Annotated in this window: 13 protein-coding genes and 1 pseudogene; 10 read left to right on the plus strand and 4 right to left on the minus strand. The window is 41.7% G+C overall.

Features of this window, described 5'->3' with window-relative positions:
- The first annotated feature begins 411 nt into the window (after window positions 1–411).
- Both YYK_RS10320 and YYK_RS00965 read left to right on the plus strand, forming a co-directional pair.
- Window positions 412–5415 (plus strand): DUF1542 domain-containing protein, encoded by a 5004-nt coding sequence (locus YYK_RS10320; RefSeq protein ID WP_014917179.1) that lies wholly within the window; start codon window positions 412–414, stop codon window positions 5413–5415.
- Window positions 5416–5448: 33 nt separating this feature from the next.
- Entirely contained in the window at window positions 5449–6009 is a 561-nt protein-coding gene (locus YYK_RS00965) for an LPXTG cell wall anchor domain-containing protein (RefSeq protein WP_011921769.1), read from the plus strand.
- Between the two features lie 219 nt (window positions 6010–6228).
- Here the strand turns inward: YYK_RS00965 and YYK_RS00970 are convergent, their stop codons facing one another.
- The 3 genes from YYK_RS00970 to aao form a co-directional block, all read right to left on the minus strand.
- On the minus strand, window positions 6229–7851 hold the full coding sequence (locus YYK_RS00970) for a hypothetical protein (RefSeq protein ID WP_011921770.1): 1623 nt from the start codon (window positions 7849–7851) through the stop codon (window positions 6229–6231).
- A gap of 9 nt (window positions 7852–7860) precedes the next feature.
- Window positions 7861–8559, minus strand: a complete 699-nt coding sequence (locus YYK_RS00975; RefSeq protein ID WP_012774917.1) for an ABC transporter ATP-binding protein — start codon at window positions 8557–8559, stop codon at window positions 7861–7863.
- A gap of 355 nt (window positions 8560–8914) precedes the next feature.
- Window positions 8915–10090, minus strand: a complete 1176-nt coding sequence (aao, locus tag YYK_RS00980; protein ID WP_012774918.1) for an aminoacetone oxidase — start codon at window positions 10088–10090, stop codon at window positions 8915–8917.
- A 237-nt stretch (window positions 10091–10327) separates the two neighbouring features.
- Between aao and YYK_RS00985 the strand changes: the two genes are divergently transcribed.
- The 8 genes from YYK_RS00985 (at window position 10328) to YYK_RS01020 (ending at window position 20112) form a co-directional block, all read left to right on the plus strand.
- Window positions 10328–11728, plus strand: a complete 1401-nt coding sequence (locus YYK_RS00985; RefSeq protein WP_011922578.1) for a glycoside hydrolase family 1 protein — start codon at window positions 10328–10330, stop codon at window positions 11726–11728.
- Window positions 11729–11897: 169 nt separating this feature from the next.
- Window positions 11898–12392, plus strand: coding sequence for a DUF536 domain-containing protein (locus YYK_RS00990; RefSeq protein WP_012774919.1), 495 nt, complete (start codon window positions 11898–11900; stop codon window positions 12390–12392).
- Window positions 12393–12659: 267 nt separating this feature from the next.
- Entirely contained in the window at window positions 12660–14702 is a 2043-nt protein-coding gene (locus YYK_RS00995; protein WP_014917180.1) for a BglG family transcription antiterminator, read from the plus strand.
- Between the two features lies 1 nt (window position 14703).
- The gene (locus YYK_RS01000) at window positions 14704–14988 is read left to right on the plus strand and encodes a PTS sugar transporter subunit IIB (RefSeq protein ID WP_002935998.1); all 285 of its coding nucleotides are present in this window, start codon (window positions 14704–14706) and stop codon (window positions 14986–14988) included.
- 53 nt (window positions 14989–15041) lie between these two features.
- The gene (locus tag YYK_RS01005; RefSeq protein WP_011921778.1) at window positions 15042–16388 is read left to right on the plus strand and encodes a PTS ascorbate transporter subunit IIC; all 1347 of its coding nucleotides are present in this window, start codon (window positions 15042–15044) and stop codon (window positions 16386–16388) included.
- A 1-nt stretch (window position 16389) separates the two neighbouring features.
- Complete coding sequence (locus tag YYK_RS01010) at window positions 16390–17238, plus strand: transketolase (protein WP_002935995.1); 849 nt, start codon at window positions 16390–16392, stop codon at window positions 17236–17238.
- On the plus strand, window positions 17235–18161 hold the full coding sequence (locus YYK_RS01015) for a transketolase family protein (RefSeq protein WP_012774920.1): 927 nt from the start codon (window positions 17235–17237) through the stop codon (window positions 18159–18161). Before YYK_RS01010 ends, YYK_RS01015 begins: the two co-directional genes overlap by 4 nt.
- 190 nt (window positions 18162–18351) lie before the next feature.
- Window positions 18352–20112 (plus strand): glycerophosphodiester phosphodiesterase, encoded by a 1761-nt coding sequence (locus YYK_RS01020; protein ID WP_011921780.1) that lies wholly within the window; start codon window positions 18352–18354, stop codon window positions 20110–20112.
- Between the two features lie 43 nt (window positions 20113–20155).
- On the opposite strand, the pseudogene YYK_RS01025 reads toward YYK_RS01020, so the two are convergent.
- Window positions 20156–20456, minus strand: a pseudogene (locus YYK_RS01025) (YbaB/EbfC family nucleoid-associated protein).
- Window positions 20457–20673 lie beyond the last annotated feature (217 nt).

Raw genomic sequence — 20673 nt, forward strand, 5'->3', positions numbered from 1 at the left:
AAGTAAATCGCAGTGCCGCAGGGCTTTTTGTCGTTCGGTTTTTAGTACCGTTGAACAACTTAAAACTAGTTAGTTTTGTTTAAAATGTAATTGAATTGTCTTTTTAAGTAGGCTGTTTACACGATATTTGTCTTCCTTTATATAAATATGATAGATTTTCAGTAAATTTTTCAAAAAAACCTCAAAAATAACAGATTTTTTCTTGTATCTTTGAGGCATAAGGAGTATAATGGTGACGGTATTCAAGTAGAAATTTTATATACTCTGGATGAAAACATTCTGTCTACTTTAAAATAAATAATCTACTGGGTATCCTTCTGCTAAGTTTTTAAAGCAGGAGGTGTGTTTTTGTACATGGTGTTACAGGAACCAGAAATGATGGCATTCGCCAGTAAAATATAGGAGGATATCATGTCTTATAAAGATATGTTCAGAAAAGAACAACGTTTTTCTTTTCGTAAATTTAGCTTTGGTCTAGCTTCGGCAGTCATTGCAAACGTTATTTTGGGAGGAGCAATCGCAAACAGCCCTGTTGTTCATGCTAACACAGTGACAGAAGCAGAGACAGCTGTAGCACCAGCTAACCAAGACCTTGGAAATGAGACTAAAACGGAAGAAGAACCCAAGGAACCAATCGAAGCAGTTCGCACGGACATGGAAAACCGTGCAGCTGAAATCTTGCCGGAGGCGCTGAATGCTAGTGTAACAAACCAAGCACCAGTTATTCCGACTATTGGAGATCTTCCTAAAGATGCGAGTGGTCAGAATGTTCATGGTAAGGCAACGGATAATAAGATTTATCGTGTTGTATACGTTTTTGGTAATGTAGCAGGGACTACGGAGACAGAAGATGGTAAACAAAATGTTGCTCCAACATTTAACAGAAATGATGCAACTAAAACTTTTCCAATCACAGATCCAGATAGCGACATTCAAACTATTTCATACGAAGTTCCAGCTGATATTGCAAGCTATACCTTGGATGATCCAAACTCAATTGTTACTAATGGCACCTCACCTGGTCCAGTATCTTACTTAGATGGTCCAAATGGGTCAGCCACTCTCACACAAGATGGTTATCTAACAGGAAGTTTCCCTTGGGGAGCAGGAGACCTAGCTGGTCGTCGGATTAAAGTGACGGATGCCACTGGTAATACTACTAAGAGTAATCCGTTCTATATGGTTGCATATACAGTCAAGCCAGTAGATGATAAACCTCTAGCAGTATCAAACTTGACGGAACAGGCTATTTTTGATAAGTTGGTTGTCGATAAGTCTGCTAAAACAACTTCAAATAGCGCTCTTGTAATTGATTCTAGCAACTACAAACATTCAATTGCAGGTTATCGTACCGTAAATTCTGATGGCACAAAAACAGAAACAGTAGAGAAAACAAATCTATCTGATTTCCCAACTGAAGGTAAATACGAAGTTCGAGTAAAAACAACCAATGTTTACGGTCAAACTATCTACAACTGGATTCCTGTAAATGCCTATAAGTTGGACACAGCGAAGGATGCTGAAATTCGGAAGTATACAGACAACCAAGCCCCAATTCATGCTATAATGCAAATTGGTCAAGCTGGAGAAAAGGCAGCAGTTATATTGAAGGATATTCCATCCGATTTCAGTATTGAAAACTTCAATTTGAAAGATGGTGTAGCAGATGAGCTTGCTAAACGTAACTTGGAATTTGTAAGAAATGATGCAGTGGCGACAACTGATACTGATGGAGATGGCGCCAAAGAAGGAATTGTTGGATATATTCAACCAAAAACTGGCGGTGCAAACAGTGGGGTAGCCACTTATACAGGATCAAATAATCTTACTTATGGCTTCACTTACAAAGCTGTTGAGACAAAAGATAAGGCGAATGCCACAGAGGCTAAAACTCTCGAATTAGATTACACCATCTTATTCATAGATACTAAAGCACCAGTCATGACACCTAAATCAGAGTACATCCGTTTTGTTGGTGAAGAGTATACGGTTAGCGTCCCAGGTACGGATAACGCCTTCCTTAATACCGGCAAACTAAATGGAACTCTCTCAATTTTGAAAGATGGAGAGTCAGGTTCTCTTGTATCATCAGACTTAGGTACAAACACTAAGATTACTTCAGAACTGGATCCTACGGGAGCAACTGCAAACCAAGGAGATGACGGTCAATCTTCAACTAAGTTTAACGTTAAGATTACAGGTACCGGACCTGCTACAGAAGGTACCGGCACTTATAAGCTTCGTGTTGGAGAAGATAACTATCCTTTTGGTCCAGAGGGGAAACTTGTTGATGGAAATAAACCAGAAAATGTAGGTTTGACATCTGTAAAAGTTACCTTCGTAAAACATGCTACGGTGTCAACACCAGTTTCTGTTGAAAATCCAGCTAACTTAACGCCAGAAGAAAAAGCCGCAGTTATTGCTCAAATCAAGAAAGACAACGCAGACAACGAAAGATTGAAGGGCTTGCCAGATTCAGCATTTACAGTTAACTCAGATGGTACTGTGTCAGTTGACTACAGTGCCGGTGGTGTCAATGTTGATGGTGCGACAGACATTATTAAGAATGCTACCACAAACTTGGCAGATACACGGAATGAAGCAAAAGCAGAAATCGACACAAAATTAGCTGAACATAAAAAAGCTATCGAAGCAAAACGGGATGAAGCGTTTTCTAAAATTGATGATGACATTTCCTTGAGAGCAGAACAGAGACAGGCTGCTAAGGATGCCGTTGCTGCAGCTGCTGGGGATGCTTTGAAAGAATTAGACAACAAGGCGACAGAAGCAAAAGAAAAAATTGATAAAGCTACGACGGCCTCAGAAATCAATGATGCTAAGACTAATGGTGAGATTAATCTGGACAGTGCAGAAGCAGTAGGCGAAAAAGCTATTAACCAGGCGAAGGAAAAAGAACTGGCAAAAGCAGAAGTTGAAAACAAAGCATTCGAGGCATTGGAAAAAGTTAACAATAATCCAAACTTGTTAGAAGAAGAGAAAAAAGCATACTTTGATGATATTAAAGAATCTAAAGAAGTTGCAGTTGAGAAAATCAATAATGCTGAAAATACTGCTGAAATTACGGCAGCAATTGACGAAGCGGAAATTGCATACAATGAAGATGTTATTAACGCAGCCCAACTTGATGCTTTGAATAAGCTTGAAAAAGATAGCGAAGAAACTAAGGCAGCTATTGATGCTAATCCAAACTTAACTCCGGAAGAGAAAGCGAAAGCTATTGCTAAGGTAGAAGAGCTTGTTAATAATGCTGAATCTGACATTTTGTCGAAGCCTACCCCAGAAACAGTTCAAGCAGTGGAGGATAAGGCTGACAAAGATCTTGCCAAAGTAGAACTTCAAGCAGCAGCAGACGGTGCGAAGAAAGGCATTGAAGCAAATCCGAATTTGACTCCAGAAGAGAAAGATGTAGCTAAGAAGGCAGTAGAAGACGCGGTTAAGGTGGCGACAGACGCTATTGATAAGGCGTCAACTCCAACCGAAGTTGACACAGCGACAAGCGATGGAGTGAAGGCTATTGATGCAGAAGAGTTTAAAGCTACTCAGAAAGATGCTAAGAACAAGATTGCCAAAGAAGCAGAATCAGCTAAGAAAGCGATTGACGACAATCCAAACTTGACTCCAGATGAGAAGGAATCAGCTAAGAATGCAGTGGAAGAGGCGGCTAAGGTAGCAACAGCCGCTATTGATAAAGCATCAACTCCAGATGCAGTTCAAGTAGAAGAGGACAAAGGTGTAGCAGCTATCAATTTGATTACTGCCAAGGCAGATGCTAAAGGTGTCATTGCTGCTAAGTTGGCAGATGAAATCAAGAAGCTCGAAGATAAGCAAGCAGAAGCAGAAAAAGCTATCGATGCGTCAACTATGACTAATGAGGAGAAAGCAATCGCTAAGAAGGCTCTTCAAGATGTTGTAGATAAAGGAAAAGCAGAGCTTGAAGACGCAGCTAGGGTAGCAACAAATGAGATTCATGAAGCTACTACTACAGAAAAAGCGAAAGCGGCGGAACTTGCTGGCGAAAAGAGCTTGACAGACACAGGTAAAGAAGCTAGAGATGCAGTTGAATTGGCTAAGGATAAAGAATTAGCTAAGGAAGCAATCCGAACAGAAGAAGAAGAAGCTACTAAAATAGTAGAGAAACTTGCAGAAGATACGCGCAAAGCTATCGAGGACAATCCAAACTTGTCAGATGAAGATAAGCAAGCGGAAATTAAAAAGCTAACTGACGCTGTGGCAAAAACTTTAGCAACCATTCGTGACAATGCAGATAAGGCTACGCAAGAAGCAGAAAAAGCTCAAGCCCTAGCAGATCTTGAAAAAGCTAAAGAAACACAGAAAATTGCAGATAAAGCTGCGATTGATAGGTTGACTATACTTGTGAAAGATGGTGAGCTTGAAGCTACTAAACAAGATGCTAAGAACAAGATTGCTAAAGATGCAGCCGCTGCTAAAGAAGCAATTGCAAGCAATCCAAACTTGACAGACGCAGAGAAGAAAACCTTCACCGATGCGGTAGATGCAGAAGTAGCCAAAGCTAACGACGCAATTTCAGCTGCAACCAGCCCAGCAGATGTTCAAAAAGAAGAGGATGCAGGTGTTGCAGCCATTGCAGAAGATGTTCTTGACGCCGCTAAACAAGATGCGAAGAATAAGATTGCTAAAGATGCAGCCGCTGCTAAAGAAGCAATTGGCTCCAATCCAAACTTGACAGACGCAGAGAAGAAAACCTTCACCGATGCGGTAGATGCAGAAGTAGCCAAAGCTAACGACGCAATTTCAGCTGCAACCAGCCCAGCAGATGTTCAAAAAGAAGAGGATGCAGGTGTTGCAGCCATTGCAGAAGATGTTCTTGACGCAGCGAAACAAGATGCTAAGAATAAGATTGCTAAAGAATCCGACGCTGCTAAGTCAGCCATTGACGCGAATCCAAACTTGACAGATGCAGAGAAGGAATCAGCTAAGAAAGCGGTAGATGCAGATGCTAAAGCTGCGACAGATGCAATTGATGCTTCAACAAGTCCAGTCGAAGCGCAATCGGCAGAGGACAAAGGCGTAGGCGCCATCGCCAAAGACATTCTTGATGCCGCGAAACAAGATGCTAAGAACAAGATTGCTAAAGAGGCAGAATCCGCTAAGTCAGTCATTGACTCCAATCCGAACTTGACAGATGCAGCTAAGGAAGCGGCTAAATCTGAAATTGATAAAGCTGTTGAGGAAGCGATTGTTTTAATCAATGGTGTTAGAACTTATCAAGAGTTGGAAAAAATCAAACTTCCAATGGCAGCTCTAATTAAACCAGCTGCGAAAGTAACACCAGTGGTTGATCCAAATAACTTGACTGAAAAAGAAATTGCTCGTATCAAGGCATTCCTTAAAGAGAACAATAACCTCCCATAAGGAACAGAGATTAATGTTTCTAAAGATGCTTCAGTGACAATTAAATATCCAGATGGAACTATTGATTTGCTATCACCAGTAGAAGTTGTGAAGCAGGCAGATAAAACTGCTCCTACGGTCGCAAATGATGGCAAAGGTAATATTGTGATTGTACCGTCTGAAAAAGCTGTTGAGCTTGTTGTTTCATACGTAGATAACAATGGTAAGTCGCAAACTGTAGTTGTTACGAAAGGTACGGATGGTTTATGGACAGCAAGTAATACAGTGGTGATTGTGGACCCTGTGACTGGGCAAGTAATCGTTCCAGGTTCTGTTATTAAGCCAGGTACAGTTGTTACAGCATACTCTAAAGACGAGGTTGGAAATAGTTCTGATTCAGCAGAAGCTGAAGTTGTAGCAGTAGACGAAAATAATTCTGCAGCAGGAGTGAAAGTTAAATCAGTTACTACAAATGCTAATAATGTTGAGAAGAAAGCTAAGCAATTACCGAATACTGGTGAGGAAGCAAATTCAGCAACTTCACTCGGATTAGTAGCTCTTGGACTCGGATTAGCACTTCTTGCAGCAAAGAGAAGAAGAGACGAAGAAGCTTAAGATAAGCTCTTCCTCAGAACTCTTTTGGAAGCCGCAATTTTCCTAGAAGATAGTAGTATGATACTCTTTCATAGCAAGGAAATTCCCTCGCTATGATTGGTAGGTATCAGTTATTATCTATCGAACCCCCAAAATCCAAAGTCATTCGACTTTGGATTTTTTTGATACGACATGCTCGTCATACCTAAAAAACAGCCTTCTCTTGCGAGAGGCTGTTTTTCATGCTTTTAATCTAAAAGTCTGCGGAGCTTTTTTCAATAAAATCCAGTAACCGATGCTAACATAGGCAATCATAGCTAGGGAAACCAGCAGGATATAGGTGTGGCTACCTACATTGATTCGGGTGTTGAGATAGGCCACCCAGTAGAGAGCACCGCTAAGAAATTTATAGAGGGGATTGACCACATCCATGTCATTGGTAAAAGGCTGGAGGATATAGTAGATAAAGAGATCGTGGAAGGAAAAGAGAGCGGTCAGACTGATGAGGAGCAGGGCAGTTAGTAGAATGGTTTCCAAACTAAAGGCAAACCGCCCCAGCACCATGATAGCCAAAAAGAGGCTGGTCGCAAAGATGAGATTGAGCTTGCAGGTCTGCAAAAATCGGTAGTTAAAACCAGCGATAATAGTCTTGGCTTCTCGATAGAAGGGATAGTGAAGCATGGAAATATCGCAGTTAACAAAGACCATCTGAGCCACCACCTTGCCCGACGAAGCTACGTACATAATCATGAAGGAAAGCGGTAGGAATTGGAGCAAGTAGGCTTCCGTAAAGGTAAACGGATCTAAAAAGTAACGAATCCCCTCCAGGGCTGCCAGAATCACGACTACTGCCAAGACCCAGTTCTGCACCTTCTTATAGAGGACTTTTTTGTAGCGGTCAAATAGCAGAGCATTTAAGTAGGTCATGCCAGACAGGTGGGACAGGTCCTTTCCTGTTTTCGCATTGAGTTTTGCCTGCATCTGCAAACCCTGGCGAGTGTATTCATTTCCCTTGGTCATCTCAAAAAGTTTCTTATCCATTTGCAAGGACTCGTCCATACAGTAGGAAAGATAGTCTAGGTGGTTGGTTTGTTGCTTCAAATAACCATAGCTAAACCAAATCAGAAATGGTTGGACAAGCAGGATAGGGACTAGCATGCCTGAGGAGAGCTGATTACGGAAGACAATAGCCAAAACATATAAAACAAAAACAAACGCGATCCATAGCCAAGCATGCCACGAATTGCGACGGGAAAAGATACGACGTTCAAAGAGCAGACGATTGAGGGCATGGCCAGCTAGATGACCTGCCAGCACTGTCATCAAACCAATAGGAAAAACTAACCACTCCTTGGTTATCATGCAAAAAATGGTTGAGGCTGGCAGGTAGTAAATAGTGGTCAGGATAGGCTCGATAAAAAGTTGGCTTTGAAGAAAGCTGGATTGTGACAGGCTGAAATTCTGCATAAATTCTCGATCTGCTTTAGAGATAACAGGGTCTAAGCTCTTCCCCAAACGATAGCTTAGTCCGACAAACAAAAGCCAGAACATAAAGCCAAGGAGCCAAGTGTTTGGGAGAATTTTCCAAAAGGTCAGCTCCCCATTGACTAGCATATTCATCCAGAAAGAAGCATGGTAGAAATGAAAGAGCAACCAGAAGCCCTTGATCAGGAAGCGACTGGGGATGGATAAGATGTGCAGGACCAAAAAGAGACTAGACTTAAAGCTGTAAGACTTGAAAATACTCTCTGGAATGCACTTTCCCACAAGCGGCAGTTTCCGAAGATAGTAGAAGAATCCATTGACTGACCGATGGAGGTTATATTTTTCCTGATACCAAGAATAACGTAATATTGTTTTCATAGGTTTCTCCTAATCTGCTGTCAGCAAGGCAACTACTTCCTGTTCGAAGTCAGGATCATGGAGTTTGTCGCTCGGAACTGCTTGCAATTCTTGGTGATGGAGCAAAACAATCTCGTCACAGAGGTCTTGAGCCAGTTGTAAGATATGGGTTGAAAAGATAATAACGGAATCCTTTTTAGCCTCCCGAATCAGCTGTTTGAACTCGTGGGCAGCCACAGGGTCAAAGGAAGTCAGCGGCTCATCTAAGAGAAGGACAGGTGGCTGGACAATCAGGGACAGGAGTAGCTGGACCTTGTTCTGCATACCATGGGAAAAATCCTTGAGCAGACGGTGCTGGTCTTCTTCTCCAATACCGACCAAGTTTAGCCATTCTTCTGGACTGCGAGGAGATTTGAGTTTATCCTTATGAATGTCCATATAGAAGCGGACAAACTCATAGGCTGTCATAAAGGCAGGTAGTTGTGGATAGGTCTGGGTAAAGCCGATGTCCGTATTATCGTAGTCAAGAGTTTCTTCGCCTTTCACAAACTGAATCGAGCCATTATCCAAGGTCAGATTACGGGCAATGCAGTTAAACAAGGTTGTCTTACCAGCCCCGTTCCGTCCTAGCAAGCCGTAAATCTTGCCTTGTTCAAATTGAAAACTGGCATCCTCCAGAATACTCTTGTGATCAAATTTTTTAGAAATAGAAGACAGTTTCAGTTGCATAGCCAATCTCCTTTGTTATATTGTTATGGTTTTATCATACAATAAAAAACAAAAAAATTCAAGCAGTTTTTGCTTGAATTTTTCAGTCATTAAATAATTAGTAGTGTACTACTCAAAGAAAATCGAACTCAGACTAGCTCCAAAGGTTCGGGGAACCTTTGGAGGTTGGAGATAAGGCGAACAAAGTTCGCTACAAAAAGGTTCGGGGAACCTTTGGAGGTTGGAGATAGGGGAACAAAGTTCGTGCCATTAGATGTAGATAGAACGCTGTACCTTTTATTTTCGTGTAGCAGGCTGTAAAGCTCCACTGGAGCTTTACACTCATCAAATCAAGTCAACAACGTCTGAGTTTGATTTATGAAGAGTAGGAACTACCAGCCACCCAGCCAGTCGCAAGGCAGTAGGTAATGTTAAAGCCACCGGTGTGGGCGTTGATGTCCAAGACCTCACCAGCAAAGTGGAGACCAGGCACCTTCTTGCTTTCTAAGGTTTTGGGATTGATTTCCTTGAGGTCAACGCCTCCCTTGGTCACAAAGGACTTGGCCAGGGACATCTTGCCTGTAATCTTGATAGGTAAGACTTTGAGGAGGGTGACCAGTTCAGTCAGGTCTTTTTGGGAAACTTGCTTGACCTTGCTATCGTAGTTTTCAGCGAAAAAGTCTGCTAGACGGTCTGGCATGAGTTCAGAAAGGGTATTCTTAACGGATTTTTCCCTGTTCTTTTCTAAATGTTCAAACAGGTCTTGGTCAGAATGGGTCGGCAATACATCGAGAAATGCGGTTTCGCCGCCTTTGACAAAACTGGACAAGCGAAGAGCAGCGGGTCCCGACAGGCCAAAGTGGGTAAAGAGCAGGTCGTGGGTGATGACGTGCTTGCCGTAGGTCAGGGTGACGTCGTCCAGGGAAATTCCTTGGAGCTTCTTGTGGGGGAAGTCGGTCAGGACGGGGCTTTCAGCGGCTTCAATCTCCGTGACTTCCAGCTTGAAGTGGCGGGCAATGTCGTGTCCAAAACCAGTCGATCCGGTGGAAGGATAGGTCTTGCCACCGGTGGTGACAATCAGCTGGGGAGCTGTAAAGACTTCCTCGCTGGTCTTGACATGGAAGAGGTCATCCATCTTGCGGACGGACACCACCTCAGTTCCTGTACGGATGTCCACGCCATTTTCCAACATTTTCATCTCCAGGCACTTGATAATGGTCTGGGAGCGGTCGGTGGTTGGAAAGACACGGCCGTGGTCCTCCACCTTGAGCTTGACCCCGTTTTCCTGAAAGAAATTCATGATGTCATGGTTGTCAAACTGAGAAAAGACGCTGTACAGAAAGCGGCCATTGCCAGGAATGCCTGCCAGCAAGTCTTCCAGTGTGCCGTTGTTGGTCACATTGCAACGTCCGCCGCCTGTGCCAGATAGTTTCTTGCCCAAACGCTTGTTTTTTTCGAGAAGCAGGGTCTTCTTGCCATAAAAACTAGAAGAAATGGCGGCCATCATGCCAGCAGGCCCCGCTCCGATAATAATGGTATCTACTGTATTCATGCCTTTATTGTATCATATTTTCATCAAGAAAGTAGTTTGAGTCTTTGCTATGATTTGTGGAGTTTTTCCTTGAGATTGCGGAAGACCATTGACGGGTTAGGGGAGTATACTTAAACTAAGGGAAATTAGTTTTTATCAGGAGCCTGTATGTACAAGCAAAGTAATTTTGTGGAAACTGCATTGTGAAACCAGGTTCTAACAACTCCGTCTGTAGCATGAAAGAAAGTAGGTAGAAGAATGGTAACTGAGCAAAGAGAGTATCGTTTTCCAGAAGGTTTTTTGTGGGGATCCTCCACTTCAGGGCCTCAAAGTGAAGGAAGTGTAGCTGGTGATGGAAAGGGGTGGAATAACTGGGATTACTGGTACAGTCAGGAACCTGAGCTCTTTCACCAGCAAATAGGACCGGAACAAACATCGACTTTCTATGAACATTTCCAGTCAGATTTGGATTTGTTGGTGGAAACATGTCATAGTATTTTTCGCACCTCTATACAGTGGTCACGTCTGATTCCGGAAGGGATAGGCGAGGTCAATCCGCAAGCTGTGGAGTTTTATAGGGCTGTATTTGCAGGTATTCGAGAGCGTGGGATAAAGCTTTTGGTCAATCTTTATCATTTCGATTTGCCTTATGTCTTACAGGAAAAAGGGGGCTGGGAAAATAAGGAGATTGTCTGGGCCTATGAGGCTTATGCTCGCCAGTGTTTCAGCCTCTTTGGGGATTTGGTGGATCATTGGATTACCTTTAATGAACCCATTGTTCCAGTAGAATGTGGCTATCTAGGAAGCTATCATTATCCTTGCAAGGTGGATGCAAAGGCAGCTGTGGTCGTAGCGTATCATACGCAATTAGCCAGTTCTTTGGCAGTTCGGGCCTGTCACCAACTACACCCAGACCACAAAATTTCCATTGTTCTCAATCTTACTCCTGCCTATCCAAGAAGTCAGAGTCCAGAAGATTTACAGGCAGCACGGATTGCTGAGCTATTTCAAACGAGAAGCTTTTTGGATCCATCCGTTTTGGGACAATACCCGAGGGAGCTGGTTGACATTCTTGAAAAACACGGTTTACGTCCAGAAACCACAGAGGAGGAATTGACCATTATCAAAGAAAATAGGGTTGACTTCCTGGGGGTGAATTATTACCAGCCCCTGCGCGTGCAGGCTCCTTCAGAAGATGGATGGAACGGAGAGCCTACTTTCCTATCCCAATATTTCCAGCCTTATGATAAGCCTGACAAGAAAATCAATCCCCATAGAGGCTGGGAAATTTACGAAGAAGGGCTGTACGATATTGCTAAAAATATCCAGGAAAACTATGGAAATATCGAATGGTTGGTAACTGAGAACGGCATGGGAGTCGAAGGGGAGGGTGTTTTTGAAGAAAATGGCATGATTCAGGATGACTATCGGATTCACTTCATGGAAGACCATTTGATTCAGCTCCATCGAGGTATTGATGAAGGGGCGAACTGTAAGGGCTATATGGTCTGGACCTTTATTGACTGCTGGTCTTGGTTAAATACCTATAAGAACCGATACGGTTTGGTCTCGCTTGACCTTCAAACTCAGAAGCGTACTGTCAAAAAATCTGGATATTGGTTCAAGCAAGTGAGTGCTAAAAATGGTTTTATTAGATAGAATGTATATTTCGTTTCTGCATAACATTGCATTGAGATAAGATGCTTTTGAGGTTTGTGATTATTCACTAATGCTTGGTAAGAAAATTCCCCTAGATTTGACAGGGATAGGGTTCTGTGGTAATATTTTAATGATACAAACTATGAGAAATGTAAGTACCGAGGATATTATGGGAATCGAAAAAACAGTCAGTGAGTTAGCTGAAATTTTAGGAGTGAGCCGGCAGGCTATGAATAATCGTGTCAAATCACTTCCTGAAGAATTTGTAGATAAAAATGACAAGGGTGTGACCGTTGTAAATCGTGCTGGCTTGATTAAGTTGGAGGAAATCTACAAAACAACCATTTTTGAAGATGAGCCGATTAGTGATGAAGTCAAGCATCGTGAATTGATGGAAATTTTAGTTGACGAGAAAAATGCTGAAATCATTCGCTTATATAGTCAATTAAAAGCTAAAGATAAGCAACTTGCCGAAAAAGATGAACAACTCAAGGTTAAAGATGTGCAGATTGCTGAGAAGGATAAACAGTTGGATCAGCAACAGCAATTGACACTAAAAGCTATGGCCGATAAGGAAGTTCTCAAGTTGGAATTGGACGAAGTTAAAGCACAGGCAGAAGAAGTGCAAGCTAAAGGCTTCTTTGCACGTTTATTTGGGAAATAAAAAGGTCCGGGGGACCTTTTTATCATGAGCTTGAAAACAAGAGAGCGAATAAAGGTCCGGGGGAGTGAAACAGCCTGGGGATAGACTGTTTCAGCCCGAGCTAAAAACTGGAAAATGATATGTGATATAAAAAGATTGGTGGGAACCAATCTTTTTTAGTTTAAGTAGTGAGCACAATTGAATTTTTATTTTTCATTATATTAATTGGGCTCAAAGACTCTAGAAATCAGAAATGAAAAGGGATACAATTAAGACAAGGAGGAAAATATGGTTGATAATCGTACCATGGCGATTCTGATGGAATTGTTTGCGACTCGAAAAGAAAGTTTGTACGAACTTAGTATTCAAACAGGAATTGAAAAGGAGCAGCTACATTCTAATTTGGAACTAGTCAATCAATTGTTGCAAGAACATTCCTTCCCGCAGATACAATACAAAGATAGCGAGTTTGTTATTTCTACGGAGCTTTACAATCAAAAAGAAAGTGTATTTTCGCTCTTTCGCAATCGCCAGATCTATCTTTCGCAAGAAGAAAGACAGCTTCTTATCTATCTTTATACCTTTATCCGAAAAGAATTTGTATCAAACGTTCACTACCAAGAATTATTGAGTGTGAGCCGTAACACAACATTGACGGATATTAAGAATGTAAAGGAACTTTGCTTGGACTTTCAAGTACGATTGGAATATACGAGGGCGAAAGGCTATCATCTAATTGGTCGAGAAGAAGATAAACATCGCTTGGCGCTTTATGCACTCAGTAATTGTTTGCAGTCTTCGATTGGTGTGTGGGCTTTGGATTATATTCTTAAATCTTGGGGTGAGGAAAATCCTATTGAAGAATTGAAAATAGTGAGTCAACAAGCTTGCAATTATTATAAAGTCTCAGCTTTAGAAGAGAGATTGGATGAATATTTGTATTTTTTGATATTTTTATTTATCCGTCAGGCGCGTGTTGGCAACCGTATTAACTGGAATTTTGAAGGAAAGGGAGGGTTTGTAAAAGATTTTCTGCAACGCCTTTGGAAATTATTACGTTTAAAAAGTACTAGCACATTAGAATTAAATGCTGCGACACAAGAGTATCTGTCACATTTACTGCAAGGATGCTTAGAAGGTGAGAGCGGAGAAAAGGATGATCTATTTTACCACTTGACTGTAGAAATAGTGGAAGAGATGGAACGTTTGTCCTTAATTATTTTTGAACATCGCTCGGAAATGATTGAAGGTTTGCAACGTCACCTAATTCCTGCTTACTACCGTTTAACATCTCGTTTGGTAAATGTCAATTCATATACTGAAACCATCAAAGAAGAGCATGCCGACTTGTTCTATCTTGTAAAAAAAGCTTTGCGACCTTTGGAAGAGCATCTAGGTTTTACTATACCAGATAGTGAGGTATCTTATTTTGTCATCCACTTTGGTGGCTACATCGAAGCAGGTCAACAACGTTCATATCGTTATCGGGCCTTGGTTGTTTGCCCAAATGGAGTGAGCTCTTCGCTGATTGTAAAAGAAAATCTACGGCAACTATTTCCTAATATCTATTTTGCCGATACCCATTCCTTACAGGATTGGAAGATGCTAGACATGACAGACTATGACATGGTATTTGGAACTATCAAGCTGAATATAGAGCTACCATTTTTCTTGGTATCCCAGCTGATGACCTCTAATCATAAAAAAGAATTATTTCATTTGGTTAATCAGCATTTCCCAAATGCGGCTTATTTTCCGATTGAGATTGAGCAGTTATTATCACTTGTTGGGAAACATGCAACCATTCATCAGGAGCAGGCTTTAAAATATGAATTGGTGCAGTTTCTCAATCAACGCTCCCATGAGCAAAGGGGAAGGAGTCCTATGTTAGAAGAATTGATTACAAAAGAGACCTTTCAATGGTCTGAGGAAGTTTTAGACTGGCAAAAAGCAGTTGCCCTGGCTGCACGACCTCTGGTAGATAAAGGAGCTATAGAAACTCGATATATTGATGCTATGATAGCGAAGGTAGAAGAGTTTGGTCCTTTTATTGACCTAGGTAAAGGAATTGCGATTCCACATGCACGACCAGAAGATGGGGTTAATGAGGTAGGGATGTCAATGTTGGTATTGGATAAGCCAGTTTATCTATTGGATGACCCTAGTCATGAAATTCGGCTGTTCATTTGTATTGCAGCCGTGGATAATCAAACCCATCTCAGAGCACTCTCGCATTTGACAAAAATTTTGCGAGAAGAAGAAAATATTCAACAACTTGTCGGCACCAAAGAATTCGCCGACGTACAACATTTATTAAAGGAGGAACAGTAATATGTTACGAATTGGAACAGCCTGTGGTTCAGGTTTAGGCTCTAGCTTTATGGTTCAAATGAATATTGAATCCATTTTGCGAGATTTAGGTGTATCAGATGTTCATGTGGAGCATTATGATCTAGGTGGTGCCAATCCGAGTGAAGCAGATGTGTGGATTGTCGGACGTGACCTGGCTGATTCTGCAACTCATTTAGGAGATGTTCGAATATTGAATAGTATTATTGATATGAATGAGTTGAGGGAACTTGTCACGGCTATCTGCCAAGAAAAAGGTTTGGTTTAAATCGTATACACAGGGGATGACCCGCAAAGATAAAATTATAAAGGAGACAGAAAATGATATTGGATTTTCTCATTGATATTGCTAAAACTCCGGCAATTCTGGTTGCTCTCATTGCTATTCTAGGTTTAGCCTTACAGAAAAAGCCTGCAGCAGATTTAGTTAAGGGGGGCTTGAAAACTTTTGTTGGTTTTATTGTTGTTGGTGGCGGAGCGAATATTATTGTTGGCTCGCTTGAGCCATTTGGTCAAATGTTTGAACAAGCTTTCAACTTGAAAGGGGTTGTTCCAAATAATGAAGCTATTGTAGCGATGGCTTTGGATAAGTATGGAACTGCTACATCCTTGATTATGTTGCTTGGAATGGTCTTCAATATTGCTATTGCCCGCTTTACACGCTTTAAATATATTTTCTTGACAGGACACCACACACTATATATGGCCTGTATGATTGCAGTTATCATGAGTGTTGCAGGATTCACTTCTGTCGGCCTAATTGTGATGGGTGGGTTGGCTTTAGGTCTGATTATGACACTCTCCCCAGCCTTCGTTCAAAAATACATGATTCAATTGACAGGAAATGATCATGTCGCCCTAGGTCACTTCAGTGCACTTGGTTACTGGTTGAGTGGTGTAGTAGGCGGTTTGGTCGGTGATAAGTCTAAGTCTACTGAGGATATTAATTTCCCTAAAGGTTTGGCATTCTTGCGTGATTCAACTGTCAGCATTGCCATTTCTATGTCCTTGATTTACATGATTGTGGCTTTGTTTGCAGGCGGTGATTATATTAAGGAAAACCTTAGTGGTGGTACTAACAGCATGATTTACGCCTTGACCCTAGGTGGAACTTTTGCAGCAGGTGTTTTTGTTATCTTATCTGGTGTACGCTTAATTTTAGCGGAAATTGTTCCAGCCTTCAAAGGAATTTCAGAGAAGTTGGTTCCGAATTCCAAACCAGCCCTAGACTGTCCAGTTGTTTATCCTTATGCACCAAACGCCGTGTTGATTGGCTTTATCTCTAGTTTTGCAGGTGGTATTGTCAGCATGATTATTCTTGCCTTGACTGGCGGTGTCGTTATCCTTCCAGGTGTCGTACCACACTTCTTCTGTGGAGCAACTGCAGGGGTCATGGGAAATGCGTCAGGTGGTGTTCGTGGCGCAGTTTGTGGTGCTTTTATGCAAGGGGTTCTCATTAGTTTCTTACCTGTATTCTTACTTCCTGTTTTGGGAGACCTTGGTTTTGCTGGTTCAACTTTCTCAGATGCAGACTTTGGTCTTTCTGGTATTTTCCTGGGAGTGCTAGCTAAGAATGGCGGTATCCTCACAGTTTCGGTTGGTATCTTTGCTGTCTTGGCTTTGATGCTTGGATTGTCATTGGTGAAAAAAGAACAGAAAGAAGGATAATATGACTAGTGGTACAGCTGATTTGAAACGATTTGCCAAAGAAATTCGCTACCATACCTTGGCGACTTTGAATCAATTAGGATTCGGTCATTATGGTGGTAGCTTATCAATCGTAGAAGTGTTGGCTGCTCTATATGGAGAAATTCTGGACATTCGTGTCCAGAATTTCTCTTCTAAGGAGCGGGATCACTTTATTCTGTCTAAGGGACATGCAGGTCCAGCACTTTATAGTACGTTGTATTTGAAAGGCTTCTTTGATAGAGATTTTCTCTTGTCGCTAAATCAAAATGGAACACATTTGCCTTCACACCCTGACCGAAACTTAACGCCAGGGGTGGATATGACAACGGGTTCGTTGGGGCAAGGGATGAGTGTCGCGACAGGTGTTGCTTATGGTAAGAAGATAGAACAGTCACCGTACTATACCTATACTCTGGTAGGGGACGGGGAATTGAATGAAGGTCAATGCTGGGAAGCAGCTCAGTTTGCAGCCCACCACGAACTATCGAAAATGATTCTGTTTGTGGATGACAATAAAAAACAACTAGACGGTCGTACCCATGATATTTGCCAAACCTTTGATTTTGTTGAAAAATTTCAGGCTTTTGGTTGGGAATCAGTGCGTGTGAATGGTGCCGATATAGATGCTATTATAAATGCTATTCTAACAATGAAGTCAAGTAAGTCTCCTCAACCAAAATGTATCGTTCTTGATACTACTAAGGGGCAGGGAGTTACCTTCTTAGAAGAATTAGAAAGCAATCACCATTTGCGTTTGTCGGGTCAATTACGGGAAGATTTAGAGCAAGTAACACTTGTTTTAGCGAGAGAGTTGGAGGTGACGGAATGAGACAGACAAAGGAGATGCGACTGGTTTATAGTGATTTTCTAGCTCAGGTAGGGCAGGAAGACACAACCATAGCAGCTATTGAAGCAGATTTATCCAGTTCAATGGCTACCAACAAATTGTCCTCTGTTCTGGGGGGACGCTATGTCAATGTAGGTATCATGGAGCAGGAAATGGTAGGGGTAGCAGCTGGATTATCTCTTCTAGGATACAAGCCATACATTCATACCTTCGGACCATTTGCTAGTCGTAGAGTCTATGATCAGGTGTTTATCTCTCTAGCTTATGCCCAGCTCAATGCCACGATTGTAGGGTCGGATGCGGGGGTATCAGCGGAGATGAATGGTGGGACTCACATGCCGTTTGAGGAGCTGGGCTTAATGCGGCTCATTCCAAAAGCGCGTGTTTATGAGGTCAGTGACGATGTCCTGTTTCAAGCTGTTCTTAAAGAAACCATCAAGGTAGACGGGTTGAAGTACATTCGTACCATTCGGAAAGCGCCAACGCCTATTTATCAAGGTGGAGAAGATTTTAGCAAAGGCTACTGTGTCCTTAGGCAAGGGGAGGATATGACCTTGCTTGCGAGTGGTATTATGGTAGAGCAGGCATTAAAGGCGGCGGATCAGTTAGAGGCTCAAGGAGTATCTGTTCAAGTCATTGATCTTTTTCGTATCAAACCAATTCATGAAGACATATCAGCTCTATTATCAGGAAGGCCAGTATTAACTGTAGAAAATCATAATCGAATTGGTGGCCTAGGTAGTAGCATTTGTGAATTAATGGCTACAGATTTAACGACCCCAGTACATCGAATTGGTATTGAGGAATCTTTTGGTCAAGTTGGGCAACAAGCTTACTTAATGGATGTATATGGTTTGACAGCAGAATATATTGTTAAACAAGCACAATTAATGTTACAACAATAGTGAGATAGTGATTCGTATTTTATGTAGCCTTTCGATTTACTTTGGCTTGGAAATAGGAAAGCAAATCAAATGTAAGAAATCAAGCTCCACTTAGGAACTTGATTTTTTCTATACTTCATTCATTGCTTTCACAATCTTCCATCCTTGATGAAGGCTTGCAATTCTTGCTAGAATATGGGACACTAGAATCATGAAAAAGATACAACGTGAATTTCAAAAAATATATTACAACTTAGACAAGATTCTCTTGCTCTTCTTTACCCTGTTTACCTTTATGGAATTTGTTTGGATACCGCTCAATTCATGGATTTCTGAGGGACTCTTAGCTATGACAGGGCATGCCTACCTTTCACCGACGAATTTGTTGTCGGTGTTTGCTGAAAATCTGCTCGTGACAGGCTTGTTTATTCTCCTCTTTTTTGTCAACATTGCCATTGCCTATCTAGAATTAGCTCTATTGTTCACAGGGGTTTGGCAACTGTTGGATGAAAAAGTCAAGCACCTCACCGACTATTTACGGGATGTACGAGATAGTATGGTGGCGATTATCCGTCACAGTAGCCTACCAAAGGTTCTATTTCTGCTCTTTTACTCAGTTATTCTTCTTCCATTTTTACGCCGAGTATTAAATATCTATTATTTTAATAAAATCGTAGTGCCCCAATTTATCGTAGATTACCTATCCAACACAGTCTGGCTAGGAATATTGATTTTGATTTTCCTCCTCTTGTTCTTCTGGCTTGCGGCACGCTTCATGTACGCTCTGCCAAACATTTATTTTGAACACAGGGGTGTGAAGGAGTCTATCGCTTATTCTTGGGAGAAGACCAGAGGCAGAAAGCAGATCGGTTCATTGTTCCGTCTAATTTGGTTGGTTACTTTTCCAGTTCTCCTATTTACAGGAGTAGGAGGACTATTCTATCTTGTGCAACTGTTAGCAGAGCATTTTGTACCAAGTGCTTCTTACTGGCTGGCAGTTGTCTGTTACGCACTTCTAAAATTAGCCTACTACGGAGTAGTTGCACTCTTCATGATGGGATTTGTCAGCCTCCTAACAGGAAAACAACTACCAATCTACCGCCGTAAACGCCTCCGTCATCACCTTCGACTAGCCATTTTGCTCGTATCTGGTCTGGTGTTCGGTACCCAAGGAGCGCTTGCCCTCTACTTTCCCTTTGACACTCTGCCGGTTACCATTTCTCACCGAGGTGTCGATGACGGCAATGCTGTCCAGAACTCTATCGAGGCCCTAGAGAAAACCTCTCAGCTCAAGCCAGATTATATTGAGATGGATGTTCAGGAGACGAAGGATGGTCAGTTTATTGTCATGCATGATACGGATTTATTGGCTTTGACGGGCAATCCCGGAGGTACACATGACTATACTCTTGCAGAGTTGACAGGGATGACTGCATCAGAAAACGGCATGGCAGCTCCAGTTCCTTCTTTTGATGAATATCTTGAAAAAGCGGATGAGCTGGGACAGAAATTATTGGTAGAAATTAAAGTGACCAAGGCAGATTCGCCAAAACTCACCCAGAATTTCTTAAAAAAATACGGTCAACGTTTGATTGCCAAAGGACACCAGATGCAATCATTAGATTACCGTACTATTATCGAAATAAAGCAGTATAGCGAGAAATTAGTATCCTTCTTTATTCTTCCGTTCAATTCAATTTATCCGACGACGGTTGCTGACGGCTATACTATGGAGTATACCTCGCTGGATCAAAATTTTATGACCAAGTCTTGGATTCGAGGGAAGTCGGTTTATGCTTGGACACCGAATGAAGAAGAGAGTATGACCAAGATGTTGCTGCTACAAGTGGACGGTATCATCACTGACAACATGACCGACCTCCAAAGTCTGATGGAGGAAATGAAAGAGAATCGACGCTATCCAGACCTCTTTTTCCAGCAATTTCAGTCTTTGATTTATAATTTTGAATAAACAAAGAGACGCGAGGGCCTGGCCCAATCGCGTCTTTTCTGTCTTAAAAAGGTAATTTACCTGCAAAGGCACCTAGTTTTTTCTGAGTTGCCTCGTCAACTTTTGTAAGTGCAGCGTTGACGGCTTGGATTGTCATTTCTTGCAAGGTTTCAAGGTCGTCTGCATCCACAACATCAGCCTTGAAGTCGATAGAAACCAATTTCTTATCTCCAGTAAAAGTAGCAGTAACCAAGTCTTGTACAGAGCTACCAGTAAATTGAGTAGCAGCCAACTCAGCTTGACTCTTCTCCATTTGTTTTTGAAGTTTTTTGAGCTTGGCGCATCATGTTTTGCATGTTCATCATAAGATTTTTAAGATTCCTTTCGTATCAAGGGGTTAGACCCTGTTTGTAAATTTTCCTTGCCTTATGTTAAACTTTTTCAAAGGCAGAGGGGTAGTAAATATTATAACATGTTTTATGTAGATAATGCTACCTTCTTAAAATAAGTTATAGTCAGCAATATCGGATATAAATTTGACATATTAATCTATTTTAAATTGACTTTGAGGGATAAATTCGC

The sequence above is a fragment of the Streptococcus suis S735 genome (genome assembly GCF_000294495.1).
Lineage (GTDB): Bacteria > Bacillota > Bacilli > Lactobacillales > Streptococcaceae > Streptococcus > Streptococcus suis.